General features: G+C 55.5%; 12 protein-coding genes. 7 read left to right on the top strand and 5 right to left on the bottom strand.

The window, feature by feature from the left end; all coding sequences use genetic code 11:
- Window positions 1-18: 18 nt before the first annotated feature.
- The 3 genes from KSF73_07835 to KSF73_07825 all read right to left on the bottom strand — a co-directional run bounded on the left by KSF73_07835 (window position 19) and on the right by KSF73_07825 (window position 2,612).
- Window positions 19-330, bottom strand: a complete 312-nt coding sequence (locus KSF73_07835; GenBank protein MBV1775626.1) for a hypothetical protein — start codon at window positions 328-330, stop codon at window positions 19-21.
- Window positions 323-568 carry a hypothetical protein gene (locus KSF73_07830; GenBank protein MBV1775625.1) on the bottom strand — a complete coding sequence of 82 codons (246 nt, stop codon included), beginning with the start codon at window positions 566-568 and terminating at the stop codon, window positions 323-325. Before KSF73_07830 ends, KSF73_07835 begins: the two co-directional genes overlap by 8 nt.
- Before the next feature lie 85 nt (window positions 569-653).
- Complete coding sequence (locus KSF73_07825; GenBank protein ID MBV1775624.1) at window positions 654-2,612, bottom strand: hypothetical protein; 1,959 nt, start codon at window positions 2,610-2,612, stop codon at window positions 654-656.
- A 745-nt stretch (window positions 2,613-3,357) separates the two neighbouring features.
- Between KSF73_07825 and KSF73_07820 the strand changes: the two genes are divergently transcribed.
- The 7 genes from KSF73_07820 to KSF73_07790 all read left to right on the top strand — a co-directional run bounded on the left by KSF73_07820 (window position 3,358) and on the right by KSF73_07790 (window position 10,126).
- Window positions 3,358-4,671: a glycoside hydrolase family 18 protein gene (locus KSF73_07820; protein MBV1775623.1), complete on the top strand. Its 1,314-nt coding sequence runs from the start codon at window positions 3,358-3,360 to the stop codon at window positions 4,669-4,671.
- A 218-nt stretch (window positions 4,672-4,889) separates the two neighbouring features.
- Complete coding sequence (locus tag KSF73_07815; GenBank protein MBV1775622.1) at window positions 4,890-6,053, top strand: SpoIIE family protein phosphatase; 1,164 nt, start codon at window positions 4,890-4,892, stop codon at window positions 6,051-6,053.
- A 13-nt stretch (window positions 6,054-6,066) separates the two neighbouring features.
- Window positions 6,067-6,456, top strand: coding sequence for a DUF1987 domain-containing protein (locus KSF73_07810; protein MBV1775621.1), 390 nt, complete (start codon window positions 6,067-6,069; stop codon window positions 6,454-6,456).
- A gap of 71 nt (window positions 6,457-6,527) precedes the next feature.
- Window positions 6,528-7,085, top strand: coding sequence for a SiaB family protein kinase (locus KSF73_07805; GenBank protein MBV1775620.1), 558 nt, complete (start codon window positions 6,528-6,530; stop codon window positions 7,083-7,085).
- A 21-nt stretch (window positions 7,086-7,106) separates the two neighbouring features.
- On the top strand, window positions 7,107-8,243 hold the full coding sequence (locus tag KSF73_07800) for an HD domain-containing protein (GenBank protein ID MBV1775619.1): 1,137 nt from the start codon (window positions 7,107-7,109) through the stop codon (window positions 8,241-8,243).
- 100 nt (window positions 8,244-8,343) lie between these two features.
- Complete coding sequence (locus KSF73_07795; protein ID MBV1775618.1) at window positions 8,344-8,775, top strand: MarR family transcriptional regulator; 432 nt, start codon at window positions 8,344-8,346, stop codon at window positions 8,773-8,775.
- 55 nt (window positions 8,776-8,830) lie between these two features.
- Window positions 8,831-10,126 carry an MFS transporter gene (locus tag KSF73_07790; protein MBV1775617.1) on the top strand — a complete coding sequence of 432 codons (1,296 nt, stop codon included), beginning with the start codon at window positions 8,831-8,833 and terminating at the stop codon, window positions 10,124-10,126.
- 27 nt (window positions 10,127-10,153) lie between these two features.
- On the opposite strand, the gene KSF73_07785 is transcribed toward KSF73_07790, so the two are convergent.
- Window positions 10,154-11,410 (bottom strand): MFS transporter, encoded by a 1,257-nt coding sequence (locus tag KSF73_07785; protein ID MBV1775616.1) that lies wholly within the window; start codon window positions 11,408-11,410, stop codon window positions 10,154-10,156.
- 17 nt (window positions 11,411-11,427) lie between these two features.
- On the bottom strand, window positions 11,428-12,654 hold the full coding sequence (locus KSF73_07780; GenBank protein ID MBV1775615.1) for an MFS transporter: 1,227 nt from the start codon (window positions 12,652-12,654) through the stop codon (window positions 11,428-11,430).
- Window positions 12,655-12,687 lie beyond the last annotated feature (33 nt).

Raw genomic sequence — 12,687 nt, 5'->3', positions numbered from 1 at the left:
GGGTTTTATTTTGTGTGCTCAAACCTCAGTTGGCACAAAACGATCTCGCCATCGCGTCACAATCATCCAGACTACGCAAACCACTGCAATCTCAACCGTCCAAACCACCAGCACATCAACCAGCGCTTCCTGCCGATCCACTTCAGATGTCACAAACATATCCAGCACCCATGCCCAACCATGTGCAATGAAGGTAAAAGGCGCATCCGGCATCGCATGAATCACACGCCAGACACTGCCCTCTGCATTCAGAAAAATGGCTAGAAGCCATGAGGCCAAGAACAGCAGTGCCATTTTCAGAATGAGTTGCAATGTCACATGCTTACTCATAGATTTTTCCGCAATACAGAAATGTCGCCATTCGCTTCCACACCGATGCATCCGCCAGACCTTGCGAAGCGCCCACATGTGTAGCCTCCGCCCAAGCAATCGACCCATCAAAAAATTGGTCTAGCGTCTTGTTTTCCCACGTCTGAGGGTTGGTCTGAAAATCACAGTAAAGCACGCGAACAAAGTGCATGAATGAATCGGCATCTTCGACCTGTTCCAGCAGTTCATGCAATTCCATTGATCCTCCAAATTAATTTTCGATCACTATACCAACAAAAAAGCCGCCCCTATCGGAGACGGCTTCATCACGCAGATTACATGCATCAATTCAACGGCTGCGCCCCATTCAAGTAGTACTGCGCGGCCTTCACAAACCACCAGTGATCATCCGTCAGCGCCTGATTATTCAGGCCGATGTTGTCAGTGGAATCGCCAATGCCCGCGCCGAACATGATGGCGCGGATGCCGGCGTTTTTGGCTTCCAGCATGTGGCTGCCCCACACCACATTGCCGCCAGATGTGCTGATCTTGGCGTCACCGGCGACGTTGCTGCCGTAGTAGCTGGCGATAAAGGCGCTCTTGGCGGCAGAGAAGGTATCGCCAAAGAAATACACCGGCGAGGTATCTTCGTAGTTGCGGCTGCTGGCATTGGACAGCGTGGCCCATGCGGCGTTGGTGTACGGGTTGGTGCCCGCGCTGCCGTTCACATGGCCTACCGGCAATTGCCACAGCACTACGGGTTTCTGCAGCACGCTGTTCAGTGTGCTCACGTAGTACAGATAGTTGTTCCAGTGATCGCCATTGAACATCCATTTGCCATTGCCGGATGCGCCAGCGTCGTAGCCATATTTATCAAAGGAGATAAAGCTGGCGCCATAGCTGGTGATGCCTGCCGCGTTGTAATACGACGCAACACGCTGGGCACTGGCAGCTACAAATGGACGACCGGCGCTCCAGCCTTTTTCATTTGCATCGGTAATATGCATCAGGCCCTGCGAGGATGCGCCGGAATTGGCATCAGCCCACAGATTGATCTGCCAGCCATACCAGGCATTCTTGCTGTATTTGCTGATGATGTAGTTCACCGCCTTTACCAACCCCTCCACCGTATTGGGGAATTGCGGATCGCTGGTGCCGAGGACCCCGGACGAATAGGCTGCGCTGACTTGTGCCGCAATCTGGTTCGGCTGCTTGCCGGACTGCTGCATCATATAGCCCAGAAAATCCGGCTCGATCACATAGCCCACCGGATCATCCGGCGATTCGGCATTGGCGATATTGAGCACATTCAGCCAGTCCTTGAAATAGGCCTGCATATACGTCGTGCTCTGGATATTGGCCAGATCCACCGCGTAGTTTTCGCTCATCGCCGGGATGTTGTAGAACACGAATACCGGAATCATTCCCAGCTTGCGCGATTCGCGGATATAGCTAATCTCGCGGAAACAGGGCACAGTGGTCCAGGTACACCAGCTAGTATTGCCAGCTACCGAGGCGCCGCCGTTCAGGTAGATGTAGCGGTAATCGGCGCGGGTATTTTTGGTGCTGCTGCCGAAGGTCTGCAAGGTCGACAGGGCGCCCGCTGTATCGTCGCCCACGGTGCCAATCGACACGTAATTGGGCAGGCCGGGCAGGGTGCCGTCGGCATTCTTGACGCGAATCCCCAGCCAGCGGTTATTGCCCTTTGAATCGGTAATGCGCAATCCGGCGCGTCCGGGCGCCTTGCCGGTCACCGTCAGCGTCGTGCCCGAGATGCTGGCCGTTGCGACAGATGGATTATTGGAAGCGACGGTATAGGTCAGACCGGCTTGTCCGGCTGTGGATAAGGCTACCGAGGTATTGCCCTGCGCCACCGTCTGCTGCAAAACCTGACCCGGATTATCCCATTGCGACATGATAAGCGAGGCATTGCCCACCGTCGTGGTGCCCGGCGCACTATTGGTACACCCCGCCGCATTACACACCTGCACGTAATACGTATACACCCCGAGCGGGATGTTATTGAGGTTCATGGTGACAGATTGTGCACTGGTGCCATTGGCGGTCAGCGTACCGTTCTGTACCGCTGCGCCGTTCTGGTACAGCGTCCACGAGGTGGCGTTGGTGCCGTACCAGATATTCCACGCAATAGTGAAATTATTGGTGGTGGTGCTGTTGTAGTTCTGGATCTGGATGGTGGGCGTAGCGGGTGCGCCGGCGGTCGCCGCCTGAACAGCTCCCCCCATACCCATCAATGTCAGACCCGTCATTGCGGCCAGTAAATGTCTGCTTGTGTGCTTCATGGTGTCTCCAATGGCATTGCCTGTTGTCTCTTGATCGCCAGATATGCTTCCGGTGACTCTGTATAAAACAATCAAACTGGCAATTCAATGGTATTAAATAAATAGACCACTACAACTGAGGCTTTACGGCACGCCATTCGTTGCATTTTTACAAATTGTACATCCGTATACGATCAATTCCCTGCAACCGTATGAAATCACTCGTAATATTTGACAAAGCTGTTCTGAAACATAACTACATTCCGGCCATATACATGGCCATAGTTAGTTTGATCTATCCAGAACTTACTCACAACATTAATACCACTTACAGGTTGTGAAGTCGGCGTGAACAGCCTTTGCAAGAACCCGGCAGCCCCTCGCTCGCAACAAGCATGCATACGGAGGTTTGACAATGAAAAAGCATCACATGATTGAACGCACCCGAAACGAAGCCACGCTTCGTACCGCCACCCGATTGATTACCGCATCATTGATTGCAGGTGCAGCCATGCAGGCCAGCGCAGCCGATTGCAATCCTGCATGGTCAAGCGACACTGCCTACAATGGCGGCGCAAAAGTCAGTGAAAACGGGGTCAACTACTCAGCGGCCTGGTGGACGAAAGGGGATGAGCCCGCAACCCACAGTGGCGCAGCGGGGAGTGGCCAACCCTGGGTAAACAATGGCGCGTGCTCGGCGACACCGACACCGACACCAACACCAACACCAACACCAACACCAACACCCACGCCAGGACCACGCATTGTGGGTTCCTATTTCCCGCAATGGGGTATTTATTCACAGGCTTACTACATCAAGAACATGGCCACGCCTGCGCTGGCGGGCAAACTCACCTATCTGAATTACGCGTTCAACAATATCTACAAGCAGGCGGATGGCACTTACAAATGCCAAGGTCAAATTACCCGCACCGAACCTGCCACCAACGGCACATTCGATGTGAATAACCCGGCCAACGGTACCGGCGGCGACGCGTTTGCCGACATCCAGAAGTCCTTTGACGCATCCCTATCCGTAGATGGCGTGGCAGATACCTGGAATTCGCCGGTGAAAGGCAGCTTTGGTCAGTTGATCAAGCTGAAGAAGAAATTCCCGAATCTGAAAGTGGTCATGTCACTGGGTGGCTGGTCGTGGTCGAAGTATTTCTCGGCGGCTGCCGCCACTGATGCCGGACGCAAGGCGCTCGTCTCGTCCTGTGTGGATATCTACATCAATGGCAATTATCCGGTGGATACTGGCTCGAATACCGGAGGTAAGGGTGTGCTGAAGGGCCTCTTCGACGGGATCGACATCGACTGGGAATACCCGGGCATGCAGGCCATTGGTTACAACACCTTTGATGCCGTAAATGACAAGCACAACTTCACACTGCTGATGCAGGAATTCCGTACCCAGCTGGATGCAGCAGGCAAAGCACAAGGCAAGCGTTTTGTCCTGACTGCAGCGGTGGGTGCGGGTTCCGACAAGATCGCTCAAACCGAGCCATCGCAATACGCGCAGTACATGGACTGGATCAACCTGATGACCTATGACTTCCATGGCGCATGGGATGCCACCGGTCCGACCAACTTCCAGTCGAATCTGTATGTTGATCCGCTGGCGCCGGATTATCTGGATCCGAAAACCGGCAAACCGGGTCTGCTGGCTACCTACAACATCAATGGCGGTGTGACAGCCATCACCACAGCGGGCTTCCCGGCAAACAAGATCAGCCTGGGCGTTCCGTTCTATGGTCGCGGCTGGACAGGTGTCACCAATGCCAATAATGGTCTGTACCAGAAGGCTAAAGGTGGCGCATCCGGTTCGGTCGAATCTGGCATCAACAACTACAAGGTTCTGAAGACCTTCAATGGTGGCAAGACCTTCTTCAACAGCACTGCGCAACAATCCTGGGCTTTCGATGGCACCACCTTCTGGAGCTACGACACACCGGCAGATATCCAGAACAAGATTAACTATCTGAAGAGCAAGGGCATGATCGGCATCTTCAGCTGGTCAATCGACGGGGATGACACCGCAGGCACGCTCACCGACGCGATGAGCAAGGTCAATCCGTAACACTTTGTTTTTTATAGAGGCCAGACTGCGTGTCTGGCCTTTTTTATGAAACACCCTGCCGTTCGTTTGTTCGACCCTGACAAGCTTCACAAGCTCGGCTATACCGGAGTGTTCATCCTACATTTGCACAGGCATCTGGCAGTCACTCCATGGATTCCGGCCTTATCGAACAATTCATCCGCAAGACCCCGCATCGGCTGACTCATGCCGCCGGGATCATGACGCGCGTGGAGGCTGTCGGCCCGGAAACCAGCAACTACGCTGTACTGGCGATCTTTGCCCGTGACATGGATCTACCCAGCCTGCCGGTGACGGACAATGGCAAGCCTATCGGACTCATCGGCCGGAATGTGTTTATGTCCGGTATGGCGACGCCGGAAGACCAAACGGAATTCGGTCCGCAGAGCTGTATCTCCTTCATGGATTGCAATCCATTGATTGTGGATGAAAAGCTAAACATCGAAGCCCTGTCATTCCGAGTGGTGGAACATGGCGAACAGACCCTGATCGGCGGCTTCATCGTGACACGCGATGATCGCTATCTAGGCGTTGGATCAAGCCTCGCGCTGATGCGCCTGATTGCCAATCTGCAAGCCGAGAAAAACCGCCAGATCCGTCACTCAATCGAATACGCTTCCCTGATCCAGCAGGCCATCATGCGCGTGGCACTGGAAAACCTGCGCAATTCGGTATCAGACAGCGAGCTGATCTGGGAACCGCGCGATGTAGTCGGGGGGGATTTCTATCACTTCAGCACACATGAAGATGGCTGGTTCGGCGCGATTGCTGACTGTACTGGACATGGCGTCCCCGGCGCTTTCATGACACTGATTGCCTCATCACAACTGGGGCAGGCGATCGAACATCATGATCCACGCCAGCCCGATCTGGTCATGTCCGGCATGAACCGCGGCATCAAGTCGCTTCTGGGTCAGATTGGCCCGAAATCAGGATTTGGCCTGTCCGACGATGGCCTCGATGGCGCGCTGTTCTGGTTCAACCCGGCCAAGCGGACGCTTACCTATGCATCCGCTAAAACACCGCTGTTTGTGCTGTATCCCGATGCCGATGATTTCACGGTATTCGAAGGCGAACGGACAGGGGTCGGCTACGTCGATACGCCAATGGATTACCGATGGTCGGCACATGAAATTCCGGTGCCGCCCAACACCCTGATGTTCATCACCACCGATGGTCTAATGGACCAGATCGGCGGCCCCAAACAAATCGCCTTCGGTAAACGCCGGATTCGCGAAACCGTACTGGCCCAACGCCACGATCGCACCGATGTGATCAGCATGGCCGTACTGAATGCCTACAGTCTGTGGCAGTCCGATCAGCCCAGACGTGACGACTTAACCTTTCTATGCTTCAGGCCCTGACGAGGACGACACCATGGACAACCTCTTTATCGCCGCCACTGCCAGCACACCGGAGATCGATTTCCGGTTCAGCGATCACACCCTCACCATGAAAGGTGAGTCTTATCCTGAAAACGCAGTGTCGTTTTACGGCAATGTACTCAATGCCGTCAGGGAATACCTGAAGCACTGCAACGATACCGACATCACACTCAATATGGCGCTGGCGTACTGCAACAGTTCTAGCACCAAGCTGCTGTTTTCCATGCTGGAAACCTTCAGCCATGCAGTCAAAGCCGGCAATCGTGTGACGCTTTACTGGTACCACGAAGAAGAAGACGACACGCTTTACGACTTTGGTCAGGAAATCCACGAGGATTACCCCGATCTGACTTTTGTCGACAAACCAGTTGAGTCGCACTGAAGTCTGGGCCCCGGATTCGGAATTGATTTGAACTTGCCGCCAGTTTGGTGGCTGCACACGGGAGAAGTCCCATGATCGATGATCTGATTGGTGAATATGGCGAGTTATTCGCCGGTGGAAACGTCAGCTTTTTCTACAGCGGCTATATTTCGCAGCCCTTGCTCACCGCCATGGTCGAAGGCTTCAAGGTTAAGCTCGATCTGGAAGGGCTCACCGGCACAACTCGACGGCGACTACTCTCTTCGCTGGTGGAAATGACGCAGAACGTCATTCACTACGCCATGGATTCACTCACGCCAAGTGATCAAAACGATCATCAGCTACGCTGGGGCAGCATTTGCGTGATCCTCACAGGCGGCCACTACCAGATCGAATGCGCCAATCGAGTCAGTGCCAGCCAGCGAGACAATATCAAAGCCAAGCTCGAAAAACTTCGCCTGATGACGCACGCCGAAATCAAAGAGTATTACGCCAAAGTAATACGCGAAGAAGCGCCAGCCGATAGCAAAGGCGCTGGGCTTGGACTGATTACCATTGCGCGTGATGCACAAGGCCCCATTGAATACAGGATGATTGACGACCCGGAACGTCCGGACACCGCCATTTTCGTCATCAAAGCCACCATCTGATCACCATCGCGGGAGATCAAGATGAACCATATCCGGGTTCGCCATTCCGATATTGATATCGGCAAGCCGCTACCATGGGATGTGTACGACGAAAAAGGCACCCTCCTGCTCAGCAAAGGGTATGTCGTCGCCACAGAGAACCAGGTAGATCGGCTTATTTCCGTCGGTGTGTTTGCAGATGCAAATGCGCTGAAAGCCTCTCGTCTCGCACAGTATGAAGCTGAGCAAGCCGAAGTGTTTGCTGCGCCAGTTTCAACGCCCTGGCTTGATCTGCGCAAACGCATGGAGTTGCTATACGAAGATCTGGATCGCGTCATGGCATCCGGACAGTTTGTCTGGCAGATTCAGGAAATCGCTCGGCAGATCGACAAACTGTGTACAGAAAAGCCGGAGCTGGCTCAGGCCATTATTAGCCTGAATCAGGATGGGCATTATGCCATCCGTCATATGCTGGATACGGCGGTCATTGTGCGATTGGTAGCACGCACGCTCAAATTCCAGCCGCACTACGAAATGTCCGCAGTGTGCGCTGCGCTCACCATGAACCTTGGCACCACGATGTTCCAGCAACAGCTCAAATCCCAGCTGGAAAAGCCCAGCGAGGAACAGCTAGAGGCGCTGCATCAGCATCCGGTGGTCGCGCACAAACGGCTCTTTGATGTGGGACTACGCGACGACATCTGGCTCACGGCCGTGCTACAGCATCACGAAGTACTGGATGGAAGTGGTTATCCAGGCCATTTGAACGGAAACGCCATTTCGATGGAAGCGCAGCTCATCCGGCTGGCCGATATCTACACAGCGCGCCTGATCTTCCGGGAATATCGCAGTGCCGTGCCACCCACCGTTGCATTGCGTGACATCCTCAACGAACGCGGGAAGAAATTCGATGGCACGCTTGCACCAAAATTCATCCATGCAGTAGGCATTTTCCCGCCTGGCCTGCAAATCCGGCTAGCCAATGGCGAACGCGGTGTGGTGGTTCGCAATGGCACCTCGCCGAATCATCCGGTTGTGATGGCACTCATTGATCCACAGGGCAACCCGATTCCCGGTGGAGTATTGCGCGACACGCAGCTAGCTGAATTCGGTGCCAAGGAAACCATTGATCCGGTGACCTTCAAGGCCTATGTAGATGTGGATGCGATTTGGGGATAACCCCACTCACCTGATGAAGGCGGTTGACAACCGCCTTTTTACTTGATTATTATTTGACTACTCAAGCATTACTCAAATAATAATCAAGGAAATTTCGATAATGGAACAAGATCATACTCTTCAATTTGTACTCAAGCTTGCACGCGCTCATGCGGCAGTCGTCCGCCGTCTGGATGCGCGTTTATCCTCCATCCACGGCTTGAGTTTCACCGACTTCATGGTGGTTCACTACCTCAGTGAAACGCCGGAACACAAACTTCGCCGCAGCGAACTGGCCGACAAACTGGGTCTGACGGCCTCTGGCGTCACCCGCCTGTTGCTGCCGCTGGAAAAAATCGGTGTGGTGGGACGCGAATCCGATCCGCGCGACGCCCGTGTAGGGTATGCCGTCCTCACTCCTGCTGGTCAGACGCTTGCGCAGGATGCCCGTGCCACCGCCGAATCCATCTGCAACGATCTCACCACCCACATCTCCAGCCGCCAATTCGATACGGTGCTGCAGATTCTCGGCCAGCTTGCAGGACACGCTTGACCCTCACGTGACGTCAGGCAGCACCATTCAATAACGATAAATTCAGGAGAACATCATGCATACAACTTCACCGCCCACCCGACCGCCCTCGCCATTTGGCAATCGCAATTTCCGCTGGCTGGTCGCAGGTGGCATTCCCTCGATGCTGGGCGATCAGTTCACCCAGATGGCTTTGCCCTGGCTCGTCCTAAAACTCACCGGCGATCCGCTGATTCTGGGATTGGTGCTGTCGCTCATCAGCCTGCCGCGGGCGGTATTTATCCTGCTCGGTGGGGCGGTGGTGGATCGCTATTCACCCAAGCACATTTTCCTCGCCACCAAACTGATCAATATGAGCCTGATCGGCGTACTGGCCGTGCTGGTGATCAGCGGCAGTATTACGCTGCATTTGATTTACGTGCTGGCGCTGCTGATTGGCCTTGCAACCGCCTTTAGCTACCCGGCAGGGTCGTCCCTCATGCCTCTGTGCATGCCGGCTGATCTGCTGCAACCCGCCAACGGCATCCTGATGGGGCTGCGCCAGATGTCCCTCTTGCTTGGCCCCGCCATGGCCGGAGGGCTGATTGCGGTATTCGGCAATGATGTCGTCCACGGACAGACCGGCTTGTTCGGCATCGGCATCGCCTTTGCGATTGATGCCTGCTGCTACGGTTATTCGGCCTGGACACTGTCGCATGTCGTCATCGACCGCGCTGCTGATCATGCGCCGACGATATCAGTCTGGCGATCGATTGGCGACGGTCTGCGCATGTTCTGGCAAGACACCGAATTGCGCACGCTCTGCCTGTACTTTGCAATCGTCTCGTTCTTCGTGGGCGGGCCGATTCAGGTGGCCTTACCCGTGATGGCCAATACCCGTCTCGACCACGGCGCAGCCTCGCTTGGCTGGCTGCTCACCGCTCACGGGGCGGGTACGCTGCTGGGCATGGTCATGTCCGGTATCAAACCGAATCTGCGTCTGCGCACGCTGGGGGCGACGATTCTGGCGATTGATGCGATTGCGGGCCTGGCGTTCATCCCGTTCGGGCATATCGCCACAACCGCTCAGGGCATGATGCTGCTCGCGCCATTAGGCGTGCTGGCCGGCTTCGTACAAGTGGCGGTGTTTACCTGGATGCAGCGCCGTGTCCCGCCGCAGATGATGGGTCGCGCCATGAGTATCTTCATGTTTATCCTGATGGGTGTGGCCCCGCTGGCCTCGTCTCTGGCGGGTGCTGCACTGCACGTACTCACCCCCACGGAATTGTTTACCGGCAGCGGCATCATCCTGATGATCATCGCGATCACCGGTATGTTATTCACCCCCATGACACGCGTAGGCAGTGTGGAAGATGCACCCGCATCTGCTTAAATAAGAAGGGGGCTCACCCCCCCCTTTTTATGCCGCTACCAGAATCTGCGCCCGGCGCTTCAGAAACAGCATCGTCCCTGCTGCCAGGAAAAACACCAGCGCCGCCGCCGACAGCGAAAAGTGAATGCCTACTTTCGCGCCAACCAGCCCCACAAAAATCCCGCTAAACAGACGCAATCCCGCCGACGCCATGCTGAAGAGTCCCATCACCTTGCCACGGATCGCATCCGGCGCATTCATCTGTACGATGGTCTGATTGATACTGCTGAACGACAGCTCGAAAAATCCGGCCGCAAACAGACACAGCAGCGCCAGCAAATAATGCGATGACAGGGCAAATCCGGCCAGCGCCAGCGCCCAGGCCAGTGCAAAACTCAGGGCCGACACCGGCGTGATCCGAGTGAATTTGACGCCCGCTTCCAGACAGATGCCCGCCACCAGTGCGCCTGCCGCATCCGCCGCCAGCAGCAGCGAATACATCAGGCCGGGTTCGATATTGCCCAGATCGGTGGCAAAGCCCGGCATCTGCGCCTGATAGCTGTTGCCGATAAAGAACGATGCCGCGCCCGAGAGCAGAATCATCATCCCCAGATGGGGAATGGTGCGCACCGCCACGATGGTTTGCCAGATGTCCGCCAGCCCGTTCATGCGCCGTGCAGCAGATTGCTCCAGCCGTTTGACACGATGATGATGCGGCGCGCGTATCATCCAGATCAGCAGGGGCAGATACAGCATCGCATTAAAGATGATGCCCTTGGCCGGCCCGAACACATACATGATCAGACTACCGACACCCGGCCCCACCAGTACGCCAAAGTAACGTGCAGTGGCATTGAGGCGTACCGCACTGGCCAGTTTCTCCGGCCCGACAATGTCGTACAGCAGCACCTGACTCGACACCATCCAGAACACCCCGGCAAATCCATGCAGCACCAGCAGCGCCATGGCAATGGGCATGGTCAGCGTATTCGTCAGAAAACACACGCCCCAGCCCAGCGACGCCAGTGCAAAGCAGGTGCCACCCAGTTGAATCAATCGGCGCGAATCGAAGCGGTCGTTCAGGGCACCCACGCCCACCGACAGCAACAGAAACGGCACCCAGTGCGACACCACGGCAAAGCCGCCCAGCGAGGCCGAATGAAAGGTCTGATAGGCCACCCAGTAGCTGATCACGTGTTCGACGTTATCCGCCATCATGGTCAGCACAAAGGTGGCCACGAAGGCGGGAAAGCCCGGAATACTCAGCGCTTCAAAAGCTTTATGTTTTGTTTGTGTTGCAGACACGAAACGTCCTCCTGAAATCACGCAGCACGCTTGGTGTGCAAATTGGGCAACCATGCTGCGCATATGCCAATCAAGGGCAGGAAGGCGCATACGGCATACACTGCATCAATCCCCCAGACATCGGCACATTTACCCAGCACGGCCGCGCCGAGCCCGCCCATCCCGAATGCAAAGCCAAAGAACAGGCCGGATACCGTGCCGACTTTGCCGGGAATCAGCTCCTGGGCATATACCAGAATCGCACCAAATGCCGAGGACAGAATCACCCCGATCAGCACCAGCAATACGGTGGTCCACATCAGGCTGACATAGGGCAGCAACAGCGTAAACGGCGCCACGCCCAGAATGGAAAACCAGATCACATAGCGTCGGCCAATGCGGTCACCAATGGGCCCGCCTGCGACGGTCCCCACGGCCACGGCTGCCATAAAAATAAACAGGTGCATCTGCGCATCGCGTGCATCGATACCGAAACGGTGCATCAAGTAAAAGGTCAGATAGCTGCTGATACTGGCCACATAGAAATACTTTGAAAAAATCAGCACCAGCAACAATCCGATCGCCCGTACAACCTGCGACTTCGGCAAGGTCATCCCCGCCGCATTGGCCGCCTTGCCGCGCGCACCTGTCCGATGATGCGCATACCAGCTACTGATTTTTACCAGCATGGCCATGCCCACCAGCGCCGCCAGCGAAAACCACAGAATGCTGTGCTGACCACGCGGCATGATAAACATCGCAGCCAGCAGTGGGCCAATGGCACTTCCGGCATTGCCGCCCACTTGAAACAGCGATTGCGCCAGTCCATGCTGCCCGCCCGATGCCATGCGCGCCACTCGTGACGATTCCGGATGAAAAATCGACGAGCCAGTCCCCACCAGCGCCGCCGCCAGCAAGATCAGCGGAAAGGTATTGGCTACGGACAGCAGCACCAGTCCCACCAGCGTGAAGCCCATGCCCACCGGTAGCGAATACGGGCGCGGCTGCTTGTCGGTGATATAGCCCACCACAGGCTGCAGCAGCGATGCGGTTAGCTGGAACACCAATGTGATCAGGCCAATCTGCGCGAAGCTTAGATTGTATGTCCCCTTGATCAGCGGATAGATCGCCACAATCAGCGATTGAATCATGTCATTGAGCAGGTGAGTGGCACTGATCGCACTCAACACCCGGTAGTCCGTACGGGGCATGGTCGCCGTCGTCATCGCTTGCGTCCCTTCTGTTTGTATCAAAGGAAATGGCATCCTAGGCGTAGACAGAATGTCTGTCTCACTGCA

It is taken from the genome of Burkholderiaceae bacterium DAT-1 (assembly GCA_019084025.1).
GTDB lineage: Bacteria > Pseudomonadota > Gammaproteobacteria > Burkholderiales > Chitinimonadaceae > DAT-1.
This window is presented reverse-complemented; position numbering and strand designations above follow the sequence as displayed.